This is a genomic window from Veillonella parvula, assembly GCF_042850485.1.
Taxonomy (GTDB): Bacteria; Bacillota; Negativicutes; order Veillonellales; family Veillonellaceae; genus Veillonella; species Veillonella parvula_Q.
The window spans coordinates 1611566-1632514 of sequence record NZ_AP031417.1; the positions used below are offsets into that span (position 1 = coordinate 1611566).

17 protein-coding genes are annotated in these 20949 nt (G+C 39.1%); 2 read left to right on the forward strand and 15 right to left on the reverse strand.

All coding sequences use genetic code 11. The features are described 5' to 3' along the window. Window positions 1-59: 59 nt before the first annotated feature. Together ACGHIY_RS07315 and nifJ are read right to left on the reverse strand one after the other, a co-directional pair. The gene (locus tag ACGHIY_RS07315; protein ID WP_390525445.1) at window positions 60-1676 is read right to left on the reverse strand and encodes a methyltransferase regulatory domain-containing protein; all 1617 of its coding nucleotides are present in this window, start codon (window positions 1674-1676) and stop codon (window positions 60-62) included. Between the two features lie 259 nt (window positions 1677-1935). Beyond that, window positions 1936-5472: a pyruvate:ferredoxin (flavodoxin) oxidoreductase gene (gene nifJ, locus ACGHIY_RS07320; protein ID WP_390525446.1), complete on the reverse strand. Its 3537-nt coding sequence runs from the start codon at window positions 5470-5472 to the stop codon at window positions 1936-1938. Between the two features lie 386 nt (window positions 5473-5858). Here nifJ and ACGHIY_RS07325 point away from each other — a divergent pair, with 386 nt between their 5' ends. Both ACGHIY_RS07325 and ACGHIY_RS07330 read left to right on the forward strand, forming a co-directional pair. Then, a complete protein-coding gene (locus ACGHIY_RS07325; RefSeq protein ID WP_008602616.1) occupies window positions 5859-6782 on the forward strand; it encodes a LysR family transcriptional regulator in 924 nt (307 codons plus the stop codon). Next, a complete protein-coding gene (locus ACGHIY_RS07330; protein WP_012864710.1) occupies window positions 6782-7201 on the forward strand; it encodes a hypothetical protein in 420 nt (139 codons plus the stop codon). The genes ACGHIY_RS07325 and ACGHIY_RS07330 overlap by 1 nt, the downstream gene beginning before the upstream one ends. Window positions 7202-7359: 158 nt before the next feature. Here the strand turns inward: ACGHIY_RS07330 and ACGHIY_RS07335 are convergent, their stop codons facing one another. The 13 genes from ACGHIY_RS07335 to pyk form a co-directional block, all read right to left on the reverse strand. Next, entirely contained in the window at window positions 7360-7977 is a 618-nt protein-coding gene (locus ACGHIY_RS07335) for an SAP domain-containing protein (RefSeq protein ID WP_278605127.1), read from the reverse strand. Between the two features lie 145 nt (window positions 7978-8122). Continuing rightward, window positions 8123-9436, reverse strand: a complete 1314-nt coding sequence (locus ACGHIY_RS07340; protein WP_120055971.1) for an MFS transporter — start codon at window positions 9434-9436, stop codon at window positions 8123-8125. Between the two features lie 241 nt (window positions 9437-9677). Beyond that, on the reverse strand, window positions 9678-10034 hold the full coding sequence (locus tag ACGHIY_RS07345) for a cupin domain-containing protein (protein ID WP_024066296.1): 357 nt from the start codon (window positions 10032-10034) through the stop codon (window positions 9678-9680). A 28-nt stretch (window positions 10035-10062) separates the two neighbouring features. Then, window positions 10063-10938, reverse strand: coding sequence for a DUF4261 domain-containing protein (locus tag ACGHIY_RS07350; protein ID WP_039965279.1), 876 nt, complete (start codon window positions 10936-10938; stop codon window positions 10063-10065). Window positions 10939-10959: 21 nt separating this feature from the next. Beyond that, window positions 10960-11961, reverse strand: coding sequence for a hypothetical protein (locus ACGHIY_RS07355; protein WP_390525447.1), 1002 nt, complete (start codon window positions 11959-11961; stop codon window positions 10960-10962). Between the two features lie 32 nt (window positions 11962-11993). Continuing rightward, window positions 11994-12494: a hypothetical protein gene (locus ACGHIY_RS07360; protein WP_008602610.1), complete on the reverse strand. Its 501-nt coding sequence runs from the start codon at window positions 12492-12494 to the stop codon at window positions 11994-11996. 225 nt (window positions 12495-12719) lie between these two features. Continuing rightward, on the reverse strand, window positions 12720-14267 hold the full coding sequence (gene citF / locus ACGHIY_RS07365; RefSeq protein ID WP_008715025.1) for a citrate lyase subunit alpha: 1548 nt from the start codon (window positions 14265-14267) through the stop codon (window positions 12720-12722). Further along, on the reverse strand, window positions 14257-15222 hold the full coding sequence (locus ACGHIY_RS07370; RefSeq protein ID WP_004695279.1) for a CoA ester lyase: 966 nt from the start codon (window positions 15220-15222) through the stop codon (window positions 14257-14259). Before ACGHIY_RS07370 ends, citF begins: the two co-directional genes overlap by 11 nt. Continuing rightward, entirely contained in the window at window positions 15222-15491 is a 270-nt protein-coding gene (gene citD, locus ACGHIY_RS07375; RefSeq protein WP_004696923.1) for a citrate lyase acyl carrier protein, read from the reverse strand. The genes ACGHIY_RS07370 and citD overlap by 1 nt, the downstream gene beginning before the upstream one ends. Before the next feature lie 122 nt (window positions 15492-15613). Next, window positions 15614-17017: an anion permease gene (locus ACGHIY_RS07380; RefSeq protein WP_060919688.1), complete on the reverse strand. Its 1404-nt coding sequence runs from the start codon at window positions 17015-17017 to the stop codon at window positions 15614-15616. A gap of 393 nt (window positions 17018-17410) precedes the next feature. Beyond that, complete coding sequence (locus ACGHIY_RS07385; RefSeq protein WP_008602605.1) at window positions 17411-18322, reverse strand: LysR family transcriptional regulator; 912 nt, start codon at window positions 18320-18322, stop codon at window positions 17411-17413. A 13-nt stretch (window positions 18323-18335) separates the two neighbouring features. After that, complete coding sequence (locus ACGHIY_RS07390; RefSeq protein WP_004695271.1) at window positions 18336-19079, reverse strand: Bax inhibitor-1/YccA family protein; 744 nt, start codon at window positions 19077-19079, stop codon at window positions 18336-18338. Between the two features lie 35 nt (window positions 19080-19114). Beyond that, window positions 19115-20863, reverse strand: coding sequence for a pyruvate kinase (gene pyk, locus ACGHIY_RS07395; RefSeq protein ID WP_155086600.1), 1749 nt, complete (start codon window positions 20861-20863; stop codon window positions 19115-19117). Between the last annotated feature and the right edge of the window lie 86 nt (window positions 20864-20949).

Here is a 20949-nt window from a genome sequence, read left to right on the forward strand (position 1 = left end):
AAATCAGCAGAATATAATACAGCCCCATAGCAACAGAATCAAATAAAGGGAGCTATCACTTAGGAAATACTACCTGTTTTCTTACTTCTAATAAAGCCTAATTGTTCCATACGCGTTGTTAATTCATTATAAAAAGCTTCAGCCATGGCATTTTGATGCTTTGTAGTTTGAGACTGATCTGCACTAAAGAGAGCATCTTTAATCTTTTTAATTACCGTAGATTTCGCTTTTGGTTTGTTCAACAACTCCATAAATAATAAATCCTCTTCAGAAATATCACCAATAGCATCATTGAACATATCTGCTCCATACATATATTCACTGCCACCATGAACAATAGCTTTTACAAAGTTTGTAAAACGGGCAGGTATATAAGATAAGCCCTCCATATACTCTTCTTTTACAGGGAATGTTTTATAAAAGCGAATACCACCACGTACCATATGCTCTACTACAGCACGATACAAGCTACATACAGCAGGTTCTAATTCATCATCAGATGCATGAGCTGCCTCATGAGCTGCTTTTAAAATAGCTAGAGCCTCGATCATATTGAACGTACCACCATCTTTAATAAGCGCTTGGAAGGTATCTCTTACGAGTACATTTTCAAACATTTCTAGTGCTTCCTCATCAAAGAGAATTTGGAAAACAAAGCTATTTACAATAGTACGTACAGGAATTGTATTCACTTCAGCCGGATTTGCAACAGCAAAGTTGATATCTTTGGCAACGCTAGCTTTACAAATAATCGACTTGCGGAATGTCGTATCTAGTATAAAATCTAAATATTGTTCTTGATCCACTTGACTATTAGGTGCCAATTGCTCAAGTTTAGCTGCAATACTTTCATCATAGGTACGAACCATAGATAGTGTAAGGTCTGCATCGCATACATACGCAAGATCATGCGCTTTCAAATGATCATTGAATTGATAGAAATAGCATGGATCATTATGAGGCTCTAGATGATCATGACCTACATAATAGTCATCCTTTTGCATGACAGAGCGCAATGCACCTAGAAATTTACTATTTCGTTCTTTAAGATTATCATAGTTAAGAATCTGAGCACCTACAAGACTGCCTACGGTCTTCCCGCGCAATACCTTTTCCTTATGAGTCAAATTATCTTGTTCACGATTAGCAAATAGCATAAGCTGACGAACCTCTTCCATAGTATGCCAGCCTGGATACGTATTGTACGACACATAGGCAATGCCATTATCAGCCAAATGACTAGAAATAATATTGAGCAATTTATCCTTCATTTCATCACTAATCCAAGAGTAGAATCCATGGGCAATAATGTAATCGAAGGTCCCCATCGATTCCTCAAAATTCAAGATGTTTCCTTGTATCAAGGATACATTATCTAGTTTGGCATCACTGATGATTTGATTGCCCTTCTCTACTTGGTCTTGTGAAAGCTCAATCCCTACAAAGGTCGCCTCTGGATTAAATACGGCTTGAGAAATAATATTACCGCCATAAGTAGCACCTAGTTCAAGAACGCGAGCTGTCTTCGCAGGTGGAGTATTTAGCCCTACAAGAGCACCATACGCTTCTAAATAGGCCGGCGTCGTAAAAGGAAATGGATAGGATTTATAGCCTAACTCTTTATATATCGTTTGTTGCATGTCTTCCGTTGTCATTTGTGTATTATCCTTAGCCATATGTACCTCTATATTTAATATTAGAATTATCCAAAATATATATTGCTAAAATTATGCATGACTCCTTATCATTATACCAAATTCCTAGTATATTACCTATTTTTTTAAGCAGTTAATACGTAAGTAATACAATAGTAACCAGCACTATAACTGATTTATGGAAGATACTTAATATGATATTTAGAAAAACTTAATTTACATACAAAAGAGGCACCCTCGAAAGGGTGCCTCATATAGTTCTCAGTCGTTAAATAACGAATTATTTTACGTCTTCGAAACCTTTTTGTAAACGAACATAGCTTAAGCGACGTTCTTTAGCATCTTGTTCAGTTTTAGCGAACAATTCTTCTGCCACATCTGGAGCTGCTTTAGCCAAGGAAGCGTAACGTACTTCACCTTTAAGGAAGTCTTGGAAGCTTTCAGTTGGTTCTTTGGAATCCAAGGAGAATGGATTTTTACCTTCTTCTTTAAGTTGAGGGTTGTATCTGTAAAGATCCCAGTAACCAGCTGCAACTGCTTTACGTTGTTCTTCTTGAGCTTTACCCATACCAGCTTTGATACCATGGTTGATACATGGGCTGTAAGCGATGATCAAGGATGGACCTGGATATGCTTCAGCTTCTGTAACAGCTTTCATCAATTGGTTTTTGTCTGCACCCATAGCTACTTGTGCTACGTATACATAACCATAAGACATAGCCATCATGCCAAGGTCTTTCTTCTTAGTACGTTTACCAGAAGCTGCGAATTGAGCAACTGCTGCTACGTTAGTGGATTTAGATGCTTGACCACCAGTGTTGGAGTATACTTCAGTATCGAATACGAAGATGTTTACGTCTTCGCCAGAAGCTAATACATGGTCAACACCGCCGAAGCCGATGTCGTATGCCCAGCCGTCACCACCGAAGATCCAGTGAGAACGTTTGATCAAGAATTGTTTTTTCTCAAGAATTTCTTTCAATTCAGGAGTTGTAGCGCCTTCAGCTTCGATAGCTGCTACTAAACGTTCGGAACGTTGACGAGTAGCTGCACCAAGGTTAGCAAATTCAATCCATTGTTCTAAAGCGTCTTTCAATTCGCCAGTAGCAGTTTCAACTGCTTTAGCAGCCAATTCTACTAATTGTTGGCGGATTTTCTTAACGCCGATGTACATACCATAACCATACTCAGCATTATCTTCGAACAAGGAGTTTGCCCAAGAAGGACCATGACCTTGTTGGTTAGTTGTGTATGGAGATGCAGGCATGGAAGCACCCCAGATGGAGGAACAACCAGTTGCATTGGCAATCATCATACGGTCACCGAACAATTGAGTTAACAATTTAGCATAAGGAGTTTCACCACAACCTGCGCAAGCACCGGAGAATTCGAACAATGGTTGTTCAAATTGGGAACCTTTAACAGTTTCCTTCTTCATAGGATTTTCTTTTACAGGAAGGTTAACACCATAGTTCCAAGCTTCAGCTTGTTCGATTTCAGTATCGATGGATGTCATCACGATAGCTTTGCCTTTAGGAGCTGGACAGATATCAACACAGTTACCGCAACCCAAGCAATCTAATGGGGATACAGCGATACGGAATTGAAGGTCTTTAGCGCCCAATGCAGGGATTGTATCGAAATGTTCTGGAGCCGCAGCCACTTCTGCTTCAGTTGCCAAAATTGGGCGAATTGTAGCATGAGGACATACGAAGGAACATTGGTTACATTGAATACAGTTTTCAGGCAACCATTTTGGAACGAACAATGCAGGACCGCGTTTTTCGAATTTAGCAGTACCAGCAGGCAATGTACCATCTTCATAGCCAGAGAATGTGGATACAGGAAGATCATAACCAGCTTGTGCATTGATTGGTTGTGCAATATTTTGAACGAAGGATGGGCAAGATTCGCAACCAGGTTTAACTGCATGATTGCCATCATCTACTGCGTCTTTCCAGCTAGCAGGAACATCTACTTTTACCAAAGCGTTAACACCTTGATCGATAGCAGCATTGTTCATGTCAACGATATTTTGACCTTTTTTACCGTAAGAAGTTACTACGGATTCTTTAAGGTATTTAACAGCATCATCTACAGGGATGATTTCAGTCAATTTGAAGAACGCAGCTTGTGTTACCATGTTGATACGACCGCCCAAACCGATTTCGGAAGCGATTTTCGCAGCATTGATGATATAGAAGTTCAATTCTTTTTCTGCGATTTGACGACGTAATTTAGCAGGTAAATGTTCATCCAATTCTTCAGGAGACCAAGTACAGTTCAATAAGAATGTACCGCCTTTTTTGATGCCGCGAATCAAATCGTATTCATGTACATAAGATTGACGGTGACATGCTACGAATTGAGGTTCAGTAATCAAGTAAGGCAAGTTGATTGGGTTTTTACCAAAACGAAGGTGAGACATTGTTACGCCACCAGATTTTTTGGAGTCGTAGTCAAAGTATGCTTGAGCATACATATCAGTGTGGTCACCGATGATTTTGATAGCGGATTTATTCGCACCAACTGTACCGTCAGAACCGAAGCCCCAGAATTTACATTCAGTCAAGCCTGGAGTTTCAACTTCTACGCCTTCAGCACGATCTAAGGACAAGAATGTAACATCATCATTGATACCCAATGTGAAGAATTTCTTGCCATTTTCAGCAGCTAAGTTATCGAATACAGCAACGATATCTGCAGGGATAACGTCTTTGGAGCTCAAACCATAACGACCAGCGATAACTTTTACATTACGGCCACCGTCAACTACAGCTGCTTGTACGTCTAAGAACAATGGTTCAGCCAAAGCACCTGGTTCTTTAGTACGGTCAAGAACTGCAATGCGTTCTACAGTTTTAGGAAGAGCTTTCAACAAACGATCTGTTGCGAATGGGCGGAACAAATGAACGTTGATAAAACCAACTTTGCGGCCCAATTTGTTGAGGTAATCAACAGTGGATTCTACAACTTGAGCGGAAGAGCCCATAGTTACAACAACGTCAGTAGCATCAGGAGCACCATGGTAGTTGAACAATTGGTAGTTAGTACCTGCCAATTTGTTAACTTCGTTCATGTAGTGTTCTACAACGTCAGGAACGTTCAAGTAGAATTTGTTGGATGCTTCACGATGTTGGAAGTAAACGTCAGGGTTTTCAGCAGTACCACGAGTTACAGGAGCATCTGGATTCAAAGCATTTTTACGGAAAGCTTTAACAGCATCCATGTCAACCAATGGTTTTAAATCTTCATAGTCCCAGATTTGAATTTTTTGAATTTCGTGGGATGTACGGAAACCGTCAAAGAAGTTGATGAAAGGTACGCGAGTTTTAATAGCTGTCAAGTGAGCTACAGCGGACAAGTCCATTACTTCTTGTACAGAGGATTCAGCTAACATAGCACAGCCAGCTGCACGAGCAGCCATTACGTCTTGGTGGTCACCAAAGATAGCCAAAGCATGTGCAGCCAATGCACGAGCAGCTACTTGGAATACACCTGGAAGTAATTCGCCTGCTACTTTATATAAGTTAGGAAGCATCAATAACAAACCTTGGGAAGATGTGAAAGTTGTTGTTAATGCACCAGCTTGTAAAGAACCGTGGGTTGCAGCAGCAGCACCTGCTTCAGATTGCATTTCTACAACTTGAACAGTGTTGCCGAAGATGTTTTTTCGACCAGATGCAGCCCATTCATCAATGTGTTCTGGCATTGGAGAAGATGGAGTGATTGGATAAATCGCAGCAACTTCTGTAAAACCATAAGAAACGTGAGCAGCCGCTTGGTTGCCGTCCATAGTTTTAAATTTACGACTCATGTGATTATTGCCTCCTTAAGCATTTAGCAAAAATAGAACACTTGCTTAATCTATCATTATGTTTAGGAATAACAACCATTACAAACTTGCGCACATGAAAAAATAATGCAATAATATATATGTTATATATAATATGGCATTATGTGTGAGCATACTTTTTTGTGATGGGCACAACCATAATTCCTAATATCATAACTTGATATAGCCCTATATGCTAATTATAACGTGCTGGGCCCTATCAACGCAACACATACAGTGACTGTCGCTTTGCCAATATTGCTATCCATGCTTTACATAAAGTAATAGCTAATTGCATTACAGTAATAACTATTCTCATTTAGTTAGGTCACGTCCTATAACCAAGTTTTATTTTTAGGGGGTTAATTATGGATTTTCATCATTTGAAATACTTCGTTGAAGTAGCTGATCAAAAAAGCTTTAGTAAGGCTGCAAGGAATTTACACATCTCCCAATCTGCAATCAGCCGTACAATTAAAGCTTTAGAAGACGAACTTGGTGTTGTTCTCTTCATGCGTAATGCTAAATCTGTAGAACTTACTGATGGGGGTACCATCTTCTTAACCCACGCTAAACGCGTTGTGTTTATGTTTGAACATCTAAAAACTGATTTTGAAAACGAGTTTCGTTTGGAACAAGGTTCCATCAGAATTGGTATTCCACCAATTACTGATGCTCCCATTTTTGCCCAGTTATTAGGTGAATTTAAAAAAGTATATCCACAAATCGAATTGGAACTCTACGAACAAGGTTCTAAAAAGGTTGAGATCAGCGTTCAGGAAGGTTTAATCGATATTGGCATCATCTGTACTAAACCAAACCCTAAAGAATTTGAATCTTTCTACCTTACAAGTGACCCACTATCCGTTATCATTCCTAAATCTAGCCCTTTGGCAAAAGAAAAAGAAATTCGCTTAGAAATGCTAGCTGATGAATCCTTTGTATTGCATAAAGACGATTTCAACTTACATGATGAAATCATCAAAGCTTGTAAACACACCGGCTTCCAACCGCATATCGTGTTTGAAACGAGCCAACGTGATCTCATGTTACAAACAGTTAGTGCAAACCTTGCTATTGCATTATTACCATCTCGCCTCTGCCCTGAGGTAGGTGAAAATACGGAGGTTGGTTCTAAGGTTGTCGTAAGACCTCTCGTACCTGAAATTATTCATACCCTTTATGTAATTTGGAAAAAGGGTCATTACCTCTCCCACGCTTCTCGCTTGTGGTTAGACTTCGTAAACTCCAAATTACCATTACCTGGATTACAACTCGAGGATCGTCAATAATGAACAAACCATCTGGGCTCGCATGTAAATTGCGAGCCCTTTTGAAAGCTAAAGAAGCGCCCATGTGGGGCGTTATCATTGTGCTGGTTATCGTTATCATATTCCAGCAAATACAAATCTCTGAATTACAATGGCGTGTCGATGAAGACCACGATGGCTCTACCATCGACAGTGTAGCAGGTCGTCTTTACATTCTTGAAGGGATGGCTAATAAACATAGCGACCAACTAGACGAAATCCTAAAAGATATTCGTCAGCTACAAAATGACGGTGCCAAGTACGACTGGGAACTAAAACAATTACAATGGTTGCATCCAGAACTCAAAGTACAACCACCAGAGGCAAACCCACACCCATTCAAATCCACAGATCTAAACCTCGATATGAATCCTGGGAAAGTGCCTGATGTAACAAAATAAAATCAATAAAGAAATCAGGAATAAATAAAAGCACCTTATATACCTACAAAAGTCATCACAAATGACTCTTCTCATAGGATATAAGGTGCTTTTATCATTATTCTATTATAAATTTAATTGCTAGTTTTCCCATACGTCTCTGCAATGACAAGTTACTTCTACTTGCGATACGCTTCTAATTTATATGCATATTCACTTAAAAGATCCTTTGAATAGATTTTTTCATTTTTTGAATCTCTAACTTCTTTCCAAATAATAGATGCTACTTTTAATTTATTCGAATAATTGCCACTACATTCGTCTGCACAAAAATCCTTAAAAAATTGATTCCATTGACAAGCCGAATTGTCATACTTTGCATAATCTGATTCACCATAATATACTTTCAGCAAATCTCCAATTGTAAAGCTTGTATTTTTTTCACTTTTTACTTTTCTCCAGGCAGTAGCCATATCAGCATTAAATTTAAATCGTGAAACACCTATTAAAGCAGAGAAATATTCTCTAAACTTCGTATTAAAGGAAAAATTACATTCAAGTAATGGTGTATCTAAAGTAATACTTTCCACTTGCCTTCTTCTATTTTTTATTGATGATTTTTTAATTAAATCGCCTTTAAAGTACTGCTCAATAATATAATTGAGTTCTTGTTTTGTTCCCCTATATTCTAATCCTAATGATTTACATATTTGTGAAAGTTCATCACGATACCAATAATATTTATTAAATTCATCAAATGATGTAATTTCATCAAACTTAGGTCTACACTCTTTCAATATTTGTCTCCTCAAGTTTAAATAATACTATTTTGTAAATTGTAACATAAAATTGAATAGTATCCAAAATCACACCATTGAAGCATTCGTTAAATATTTTCCTATTAAGTTGTCTATAATCTAGTTATCTATAATATAGCTCTACTTAATCCTCTTTATGTTCCATAGATTTTGGAAGTGTCAAAATTAATAGACCAGCAAGGAACATACAAGCCCCCATTACATAGTAACCATAAGCAAAGCTACCAGTGTGACCATTGATGAATCCAAGCATATAAGGACCTACCCAGCCCCCCATATTACCTGAAGAGTTAATGAGTCCCATCGCCCCCGCTGCAGCAGCGCCAGATAAGAAGGTTGTTGGCATGGTCCACCATACACCCATACCACCGTAAACACCTACTGCAGTTAAGCATATAAAGAATAAGCTAACTTCTGGAGATGGACTGTGTGGTGTTGCTAAGAAACCAATAGTACCAATGAACAATGTAGTAGCAACGTGCCAACGTTTTTCATTGCGCTTTTCAGAAGAGTAACCACAGTATATTTGTACAAGTAAGGCTGCTGTCATTGGAATAGCAATAGACCACGCTACCACGCTTGGTGGCCATCCAGATAAGCTTTTAAGAACTTGAGGCATCCAAAAACTAAAGCCCCAGAAACCAATAACCCACAAGAAATAGATTAACGCTAAACGCAATACTTTTGGGTCTTTTAACGCTTGCCAAATAGTATATTTCTTTGCGGCTTGCTTTTGTTGCTCTTCTTTTTCAAGCTCGGCTTTAATATATACCTTTTCTACATCAGTTACCCAAGATGCATGTTCAGGACGCTCTTTCATCCAGAATGCGAAAATGAACGCAAAGATCACAGCAGGAATAGCTTCAACGATAAAGAGTGTACGCCAACCATGTAGACCAAAGAACGTTGTATCCAATAAAATACCTGCCAATGGCCCACCAATGATGTTAGAGAACAATAAAGATGTCAACATCAAGGAGATTGCCTTCGCTCGCTCCTTTGGCAAGAACCAATTTGGAATGAGTAATGAATAAATTACAGGATATAAAGAAGCCTCACATAGACCAAGTAAAAATCGATAAACATAAAATTCCAACTCAGTGGTCATCGTCGTCATAAGAATACATACGAGCCCCCAACTAAACATGATACGCGCCACCCAATGCATAGCATTACAACGAGCTGCAATTAAAGATGCAGGCACTTCAAACAAAACATAACCAATAAAGAAAATGCCTGCCCCCATACCAAATACTTCTGGCGTCAACCATGGTAAATTCTCCTTCATAGTCAAGCCTGCATAAGCAATGTTAACGCGATCCAGGAAGGCAATAATAGAAACAATAAACAATGGTAAGACTACGTGAAGCATACGACGTTTCGTAAAATCTCTGAAATTGATATCCCCACTTTGAGGCTCTAGTGTAGATGAGTTCATATAATTCCTTTCTACTTATTAAAATATTACATACTTTACCATCTTAAAAGAACAAACGTCCTCTGTCAATGGAATTTTATAGAGTATAGAAATAACAAATAGGAATAGTAAAACCAAAATAATGACATATAAAATAGAAAAGGTATATTCGCTAGAAATGACTGTATAAAATAAAAAAGCACTTTATAGTATGAATATATCTCTATCACAAGAGAAGAAAATACTATAAAGTGCTTTCATATTAATTAGTCTTAACAGGATCATAATCAGCAGGCACTGGAGCAACGATACTCACAAAGACAATATCTTCCGTTCCAGTATTTTTTGCACCATGACATTCACCCTTTTTAGATACTATAACTTGCCCCTTTGTAAAAGGCACCTCTGTATTAGGCGTTGGATAAAATACACCCTTGCCTTGCAATATAACCCATATATCATCAGAGTGATGATGATAATGTTTTGGTAAGATTTGACCAGGTTTAATAACCCATACTGAACCACCTGTGGAATCAGTTTGATAAAATGGCGTCCTAACAGCGTTCTCCAAACTTTCAACTTTCACAAGTTCCATATCAAAAACACGTTGATCACTCATAATGCTCACACCTTTCATTGATTAACAACTACCGAGTTCCAGATGCGTATTCACCCATATTAATATCTAGAACCTCTCGAACGGGCTGGATTAAAGAATCCTCGTATTGAACCTTCCACTGAATATCCTGATTCATCTCGCCATTTTGTAACCCCGCAATGGTTTCCCCATCACCTATTATATTACCATGTTCGAAAATATAATTCAGCACATTATAAGCATGAAATACTACATGATTAGGATCTACACCGTGAAAGTGATACTGTAAATCAGGTAAAAATAATGTACTCATACCCACAGAATCTACCATCATATCATTGGTACCTTGAATACTAAAATAACGCACATTTACAGCATAATACATGAAACGAGTCACCTCTTTATCAGGATGATTTTCAATCGATTCTCGACTTAAGAACTTACGAGATGGTCCAAATACAACGGCTTTACAAGAGGGATATAATTCTAGTAATGCATCTACATACTTTACAAGCATATCTGCACGTTCTTTGGCCGCTAAACCAGAGGCTAACATATCCGTAGCAAACACCCTGTATTGGCACTCTGCTAATAACTCATCCACATTTGGACAATCCCATACCTGACTACGATCAAAATCATCTAATACAGGCTTATCGATTTTCTCACAATTCGTCACCATCAAGGTCGGTGGAATATCTGCATCAGTATCCTCGTAATGCACCTTATAATTCTGAGGTGCAAAACCTGCGGAATCACGACGATGATCAAAACAATCCACAGGTCCTAAATACTTTGTGAGTACCTCTACCATTGTATCGCGGCCAGGCATATCACACTGCTTCGGCATTAATAACTCAACAAAAAAGATACCCCCTGGTCGGACTGAAGTATCTGTTAAATCTTGCTTAAAAACTTGGCTCATATGCTCTCTCCTCATTTTTAACTATTTTTCTGACGAGTGTATTAATTTATACCATTTTACAATACCCTCAGAAATTAGATAATTTACACTTTCCATCTTAGACTTTACCCATAGATATAAGTCATTTGGAGCAATAATATGGATTGAATCACTTTGAATATTGGAATTTTTTACCTCACCTTCCGATGTAAATAGGTATACTTCTTTTTTTCGTTTATGATCATCTACCAAATCAATATACTTAACAAAATCTAAATCAACATTTCCTTTTTTAACTTGAGGATATGCAAGCATCCCATTTTCTGGATTTACTAATACACATTCATATAGCTCAGTTGCAATTTTATTCGTAGATGGAATTGTCACATAACCTTTAAGATCATATAAATATAAACAAACTAAATCCTCACAATCATTTGGAGATAAACAATCATAAAATAATTGTTGTAAAAATTCTTCATTTGAATCCTCTAATATCAAAGGGTTTCCCCCAAATGCATATTCAGCATACTCAAACATATAATTTTTATTTATACGTTGTATAGTTCGACCGCGAATAAAAGCAGTTGCTACTGCACCTGGTACCTGGCTTTCATCACCAATCCGTTCCCACTTAACATCTGTGAGTTGATTAGCTGCATCAAAATCTAATGCATCCTTGTCACAATTATAAGTAAAATTAGAATTTTCGTTTACACGTCCTAGATAATAAATACCATTATCACGCATCCAAATATAGTCGCCCTTTTCTACTTCCTTCAACATATCAACAGCGACTAATCGTTTTTTTTGATTCATCCCATATAAACCATACGTTCTAACAACATCATAATACCCTTCTATATTTTTTATTTGTTTACGTTTTTCTTGTATTTCAATTATAGCCTCAGGGTTATAATTCTTTATATGGTCATCCTTAATACTCCAACCTAAAGCTGCTACTTTATGCTTCAAACAATATTTTGATATTTTTTTACCATCGTTACTATCTGTTCTTGTTTGTAATCTCCATACAGACCCCATTGTGTCAACCTCCAAATTAAATAATACAAACTTCATACAATAAATACATTACCTTTTAATTTATAGTATACAGGATGATATTCAGTACTACAAATCGCCATCCATCGTTCTACAAACTTCTCAAAATCAATGTTAAAATTACAATTTAATAGAATTTGCATAGAGTTTTGCAATAGATATACTCGTTCAATTTCTAATCTATCTATTAAAGAATTTCTTATAAGTTCACCCTTAACAACTTGTTTAAATCTTGCATATAAATAATCAATACACTGATTTTTATATCCAAGTTTATAATTGCTAGCCACAAATAAACTACGATATGATAATTCACTCGGGAGAAAAGATTCCCATTCTAGTATTTCATGTCCATCTTCAACCATTCTAATATACATATCATTAATATCAATATAATCTCGAATCCAACATTCAACCATTAAGTAAATATTTAATTCTTGCTCCATTAAGTCATCTATATAAAAGTCCTTTAATCCATCTATATCAAATTCTACATTAGCTCTATATTGATACATAGATATCCCCCTAATATATAATCACATTCTTTTATATAGATATTATAACTTTATGAATGCCCAAATTTTCACCCATAGCATCATATTTAATATATAAAAATCTCACATTATCCCCTGCCTACGGCCCTACAATTCATAAAAATACAAAAAGGCCCTCTCCGTGGTCCGTAGACGAACTTCAGTCATGTGTGAGTTCGAGGACCATAGAGAGGGTCTTTGTTTTAATTATAGAGGTTTACGAACCACGTCAAGGATGGAACCATCGCGGTATTCTACGATTGCCACGATGTCTTCGTCTTTGTCGGATACAGGGATATCTTGTGGTTTACCTACTAAGTCAAATGCTAATTGTTGTAATTCTTCAATTGTGTAGATAGGCAAGTTGCTATCTTTGAAGCGTTCAATCAAATCAGTACGAGCTGGGTTGATTGCAATACCGTATTCAGTAACGAGTACGTCAACAGAGGAGCCTGGTGTAATAACAGTAGCGACTTTGTCACGAATCATTGGCAAGCGGCCGCGGATCAATGGGCAAGTAATAACTGTGCATTTAGCACCTGCTGCTGTGTCGGAGTGACCGCCGGAAGCGCCCATCAATACACCGTTGGAGTCAGTCATTACGTTTACGTTGAAATCAAGGTCGATTTCAGTAGCACCAAGGAATACTACGTCTAAGTAGTTTGTAGTGCAGTCTGTCCAAGGGTTAGCATACATGGAAGCGGACATTTCGATGTGTGCAGGGTTTTTATCCAAGGATGCAGCTGCAGTAGTATCGAATGTTTGAGTATCGTAAATAGCACGAATCAAGCCTTCTTCAAGCATACCAGTCAAGATACCAGTAGCGCCACCAATAGCGAAACCACCTACTTCACCGCGTTTACGAAGTTTTTCAGCGATGAATTTCGCTACAGTCAATGGAGCCCCACCAGCGCCCAATTGGAATACGAAACCGTCTTTGATGATGCCAGCTTGGTCAAGGAATTCACCAGCTAGTTCAGCAATTTTAATTTGGATAGGGTTTTTAGTGAAACCTACCGCACCAGAAGCGATACCTTCTGGATCACCAATGCTTTCAACCTCAACAACATAATCTACGTCAGTTTGAGGGATTGCATAGTTGTGTACATAGTCAACTAAGTTATCAGTGATGATAACAGTTGTGTCTGCATAATGGGAGTCAACTTTAGCATAGCCAAGAGCACCACATGCGGATTTACCCATACGACCAGTTGCATTACCGCGTGGGTCAGCTGTAGGAGCACCCATGAAAGCTACGTCGATATGAACTTCACCAGATTCGATAGCACGAGCACGGCCACCATGGGAACGAATCACTACAGGGCGTTTCAATACGCCTGGGTTTTGAGTTAAGAATTTACCAAGACGATCGCGCAAGCCAGATGTTTCGATAGCTGTTACAGTACCGTCTTGAATCATTTCTACCAAGAATTCATGGCATGGGGACAAGGAAGAAGACGCAATTGTAATGTCTTTAATGCCTTTTGCTTGAACGCGTTCCATAACCATTTTCATTACATAGTCACCGTTGCGCAAGTGATGATGGAAGGACAAAGTCATGCCATCTTTTACGCCAGCTTTTTCGATTGCTTCATCGATGGAAGCAAGTACTTTATTAGTGCCAACACGGCTCATGTGTACAGGTTTACCTGCACGATGAACTTTAGGTTCAATGACGAATTCACCTTGATATACTTCGCGACCTTCTAGTGCTGGGATATTTGTTGGGATATCGCGACCTACTTTATTTAACATCGTATTCTGCTCCTTCCTCTAATTCAACTTTAATGCCTGCTGCACGTGCTTTATCAACTACGCGTTGTGCACGAACTACGATAGGACCATCGATCATTTTACCATCTACGGAGATTACGCCTTTATTGTTGCGCAATGCATCTGCATAGCTGTTCAATACCTTAACGGAATGAGCGATTTCTTTTTCGTCAGGAGTGAATACTTCGTGGATAATTTTGATTTGGCTTGGGTGGATACAAGATTTGCCATCATAACCCAAAGCTTTAATGAATTCAACTTCTTCGCGGAAACCTTGTGGGTCTTTCACATCGGAGAATACAGTATCGATTACGCGGATACCTGCTTCGCGTGCTGCATGAAGGATTGTTTGACGAGCGAACAACAATTCAACAGCTGGTTTATGTTTACCTGTGCGAAGGTCTGCACGATAGTCTTCAGCGCCAAGAGCGATAGCAACTACGCGAGGGCCGTGGCAGATTTCACGAACATTGTATAAGCCACGAACGGATTCGATAGCTACGATAATATTGATTGTACCTTCTGGCCAGCCGTTAGCTTTTTCTACTTCTTCAATTTTCTTCGCTACGATTTCAACTTCAGAAACATCTTCAGTTTTAGGTAAACGAATCATATCAGGTTTAGCTGGAACGATAACATCAAGATCGTCATAGCCATAAGGAGTTTGTGTAGGATGGTTGATACGAACAACTGTTTCTGCACGGAATTTACGGGATTTCAATGCTTCTGCAGTTAAAAGACGAGCTGTGTCTTTTTCTGTAATTGGCACGGAATCTTCGATATCGATCATGATGGAGTCAGCACCGTGAATATCTGCACTGTTAATCATTTTAGGTGTATTACCTGGTACGAACATCATGGAACGAGACAAACGTTTTTTAGCAGCCTCTGTTAATGGGTTTGTTTTAACTTCTGGGAATGTTTTATCGTTAGCCATTATGCTTTGCTCCCCCTTTCCAATGCACCTAATACGCGAGCTTTAATTGTGTAATCCCAAGCATTTTTATCTTGTACAATTACTTTTACGCCATCATAACCAGCTTCTTTCACTGTGTTCAAGATAACGGATTTAATTTGGTCGCCGTATTGGCGGATAACTTTGGATGTTAATTCAATTTCGATACCGCTAGCAATCGGTTCAACCGTTACTAATGCATCATTTTTTTCGTCGAAGCCAGCTTGTGCAGCTTTTACTAATTGTGCCATGTTGCATCCTTTCCTTGTGAAACATTTATAAAACCCAAATCTGTACAGACTCGTCGCGAGAGTCTATACAGATATTGAATACTAACAACTAAATTCTAACACTCCATAGTGAAGGTTTCTGATTACATGAAACCAATGATTTTCCACCAAGGGATACCGATTACGTAGTTCAAAACTAAACATACAACGGCGGAGATAAGACCAACTGTCCACCAGTCTTTTACATTATTGTAACCAGCAGAGAAAATGATTGGACCAGGAGCCGCACCATAGTGAGTTACGGAACCGCCATAGGAGTTTGTACCAATTAAGATGAAAGCTAATAATGTAGGATCGATACCTGCATTGATACCTACAATCAAGAATACTGGTAACATTGCAGAAATATATGCAGTACCAGATGCAAAGAAGTAACGAACAGCAACGGAGATCACAGAAATAAGGATAAGCATCATGAATGGATCTAGGCCAAAGTTCATATGAGCTTCTAAGTATTTAGCCAACCATTCGAAGAATTTACCTTTAGTTAATGCAGAGGATAAGCCCAAGATACCACCGAACCAAATCAATGTGTTCCAAGCCGCTTTAGTTTTGAGCAAGTCATCCCAATTAATAATGCCACATACAAATGTAGCAAGCATAGCTACGATAGCCACTGCAGTAGCATTAATATTAATATCAAAAGTAGGAAGAACCCAACCTACGATTGCAAGAAGTGCGATGGCAATAAGGCCTTTTTCTGACGCTTTCATAGGTCCTAATTCTGCCAAACCATCCTCAGCAATTTTTTTGTTGTCGATTTCTTTTACAGAAGGACGTTCATACATATAACCGATGAATGGGATACACATTAGCATGATGAAACCAGGTACAAACATAGCCAACGCCCATTGCGCCCAGTTCAAGGATACACCTGTCAATTTAGTGATAAAGTCTAATGCTAATAAGTTTGGCGCCATTGCAGTAGCAAAGAAGAAGGATGTGACCTTTGTTGCGAAGTAACCATTTTGCAAGAGGTAAGCACCGGCTTTTTTAGCAGTTTCACCAGGATAGGAACCAACAGCTTCAGCGATGGACAAATTGATAGGATATACGATACCTGCCGCGCGAGCTGTGTTGGATGGTGTTGCAGGAGATAAGATCATATCAAGGAATGCAGTTACATAGCCAAGACGAAGTGTAGTGCTACCAAAGGCGCGAACCAAGTGATATGCAATTCGGTGACCAAGACCAGTTTTACCAAACGCAACGGATAATGCGAAAGCTGCGAAGATTAACCATAATGCTGTGTTACTGTAGCCAGTTAATACATCTTTTGTGTTATTCAATAAAATAGAGGATGTAGCAACACCTAATAATACTGTAATAGGAACTGGGAATGGTTTTAATACCAAGCCCACGATAGTTGCTAAATAAATACCAAATAATTGCCATACTTGTGGTTTGAGGCCTTCTGGTGTGCCACCAAACCAAGCGATTGCGACGATGGCAGCCATAACGGCAACGCGCCATAATTTGTCTTTCATGTGTGTCTTTCCCTTTCTTAATTAACTTAGGCATACATAAAATCATCTAGTCTTCAACAACATAATCGCTCGCGACGTCGATTACATTGATTAAGTCTATATTCATTATAAATGTTTAAAAGAAATATGAATAATAGATTACCTTTATAGGGGTTATAAAAACTTTTATATCTACTATTCATACTTTTTATGCATTTTGAGCATAGTTTTACAGTTCCAAATGAAAAAAATGCATGTATACGTCCCCAAAGGGGTGTATACATGCACTTACATGGTACTGCCTTTCTCTTTCGAGACACTTTTATTATTATCTATTATATCGAAAAAGTCCAATACTGAAACAGCATGGATAAACAGTTAGAAAACCTCATAGATATGCTCTATTGATAATTCCTAAGCCTTATATTCTCTAAATATACTATTATCTACAACGGTGTGTTCCTTGTAATAATTACGGACATATTCAATAAAGGTTTTAACAACGATTAAATTTTCCGAATCTTTTGTGTACACCATATTGGTATCACGGGTGATATATTCACCATTTTTATTGCGTAATGGGCTTACATAGATATCTTTATCCTTACAGGATCCAAGTCCCATATACGTCAAGATAGACCAACCGAGGCCGGCACGAACAAAGTGACGACACGTACTCATAGAATTTACGTCCATCGCCACACTTGGGGGCTCGTCAAAATGTTCTGCACACCAAGTTTCGATGATATTTGCCACCGATGCATCTGTTTGGTATTTAATAAACGGTACCTTTACTAAAGATTCAGGCGGCACTAATTCTTTATATACTAAACAATATGGCTCTGCTAATAACAGTTCAGACTTACCAGATACATCATAACCACCACGAGCAAAGGCGACCATACAATCACCTGTATTAAACATCTTTACTACTTGATGGCTGAAAGCAGTCTTCACTTGAATATGAACATCAGGATATTGTTCGCGGAAAGATCTCAATAAAGCCGGTAGTTCATAATCTGCAAAGTTAATAGATGATGCGATTTTCAAGGTCCCTTGAATCTTGCCAGAAGCGGAGTTCATAGCGTGCTCCAAAGCCTCTTGTTCTTGCATCATTCGCTTGCAGTAATCATAGAAAATTTCGCCTTGTGCCGTGAGGGCAATCCCTTCAGCAGTCCGCAACAACAGAGAATGGCCCAAGGCTTTTTCCATATGGCGCAACCGATAGCTCAACGCTGGTTGCGATAAAAATAATTTTTCAGCAGCCCTTGTAATATTGCCTTCATCCACAACAGTAACAAAGGTTTGCCATTCTCTATCGTCCATACAAACTCCTTTGTTATCGCTTATTACCAAAGATGCGTAATAAGGATAAGAATAAGTTAATGAAATCTAAGTATAGGCTCAAAGCGCCTGTGATTTCAATGCGGTCTAAAATTGTTTCATCCTCCATAAGCGCCACTTGTGTCACATTATTTTTAATGCGGTTCACATCGATAGCTGTAAAGATAGAGAATACTACAACACCTACATAACCTAGAACTAAACTTACAGTATCACTAAAGCCACTGAGTACAGTCCAGTTAAAGAAGCGGGCCCCCATCATCACCAAGGATACGATGATCATGCCGAACAATGCCGCCATCACATATGGTGTAAGGGATGATAAATTGCGTTTTGTAGTTGCCCCTACCACTGCAAAGCCAATGAAGAAAGCAAGCGTACCTATTAACGCCGGAATAACTACATCAAACACATTGTATCGCAACGATACCAAGGTCAATGTGAGACCATTCAAAGCACTATAGAGGAAGAACATACCTCGTAACGTCATTACATTAGCAGAATATGCACGAGCACTAAAAAGGAATACCACACCTAGCTCTACTAATAAGATAATATTAAAATTTTGGTACGCAAAGCGTAACCAATTTGGATTCACTAATGCAGCGAAACCAACACCAATAGTTGTAAGTAAGCCTACAACCATCCACAAGAAAGAGCCTTTTAATCGTTGGGATACGATACTTTCAACCTGTGCAACCTCAGCTGCAGTAGGTCCTGTTACATTATATGGATTCATACTATCCCTCCTTATTTAATTATCACTCATAGAGATTATCGAGCATTTGCAATGCCCGCAAACACCTTGCCACGTTCGCCATCGATTGTCACTTCTTGACCTTCAAGGAGCACTTCGTGGGCATTTTTAGCACCTAAGATAACAGGAATACCATAGGTAATGCCCGCAATAGCGCTGTCCGATGTATAACCATCTTCTACTGCGATGATACCGCCAGCACGTTTGGCAATGGCCATCAATTCAGGCTCCATTGTGCCTACCACGAGAATATCGCCGTCTTTGAAGCTTTCATAATTACCCTTATGATTAGCCGCAATGTACACATTACCTGTAACGGATTTACGTAAAATACCATTGCCAGACAAGAGCACTCGACCTGCAATGTGAACACGAATCATATTGGTCGTACCTGTGGCACCAGATGGCACACCAGCGGTAACAACTACGAGGTCACCAGACTCGATGGCGCCAGTGCCAAGCGCACCGGTAATGGCTTGCTTAACCATTTCATCGGAGTTGATGATTTCATGACCTTTAATAGCCTCTACGCCCCAGCATAATTGCATGCGACGAATAGTTTCCTCATGAGGTGTGACAGCAATGATTTTACAATCTGGACGATGACGAGCCACGCTAAGTGCGGTGTGGCCAGATTCAGTACATGTCAAAATAGCTGCGGCCCCGAGGTTTTGAGCTACGCGCACGCTAGCCAAGCATACGGCGCTTGTAGTAGTCATTTCTTCATCCTCACGAGCGCGGCTATAGCTATCATAAATAGCAGCCTTTTCCGTTACTTCTGCAATGCGAGTCATGGTCGCAACAGCTTCTACAGGATAGGAACCATTGGCTGTTTCGCCAGATAACATAATCGCATCGGTACCATCCAAAATGGCGTTAGCTACGTCACTTGCTTCCGCACGTGTTGGACGTGGATTTTGAATCATAGACTCAAGCATTTGTGTCGCCGTAATAACGGGTTTACCCAAGTTATTGCATTTTTCAATCATCATCTTTTGAAGTACTGGCACTTCTTCTGCAGGGATTTCTACACCGAGATCGCCACGCGCAACCATGAGGCCATCAGCTACTTCCAAGATTTCATCAATATTTTTAACGCCTTCTGCATTTTCAATTTTTGCAATAATCTTGATATCTTTTTTCTCAGACTCAAGAATGCGGCGAATAGCCACAATGTCTTTACCGCGTTGCATGAAGGATGCGGCCACAAAGTCTACCCCTTGTTGACAGCCAAAGCGCAAATCTGCTTCATCCTGTTCAGATACAGGTGGCAAGCTTAATGCTACACCTGGTACGGCTACACGCTTACGGTTGCCGATTTCCCCGCTATTTTGAACCGTTGTAATGATATTATTGCCTTCGATAGCATCGATGGTAAGTGTTACAAGCCCATCAGCCAAGAGAATTTTATCCCCTACGGACACATCACCTGTAAGACCTTTGTGGTTCACGGAGCTAAGCTCTTTTGTGCCTTCCACCTCATCTGTAGTCAACGTAAATTGTTGACCCGCTTCGAGGAATACCTTGCCCTCTTTAAATAGACCGAGACGCACCTCAGGGCCTTTTGTGTCGAGCAATAATGCGATTGGTTTATTCACAATCATCGCTGCATCGCGCACCATTTGCATGCGTTCTGCCTGCTCTTCATGGGATCCGTGAGAGAAGTTAAAACGAGCTACGTTCATGCCCGCCCGCATCATATCTTCTAAGATACCAAATTTATCCGTTCCCGGACCTACAGTACATACGATCTTTGTACGTTTCATCTTTCCTCCTATGAAAGCACATCCAAGATTGGATCTTTCATTTCTTATTATATCAATGTTGGTAAAAGCTATCTGTGCTCCACGCA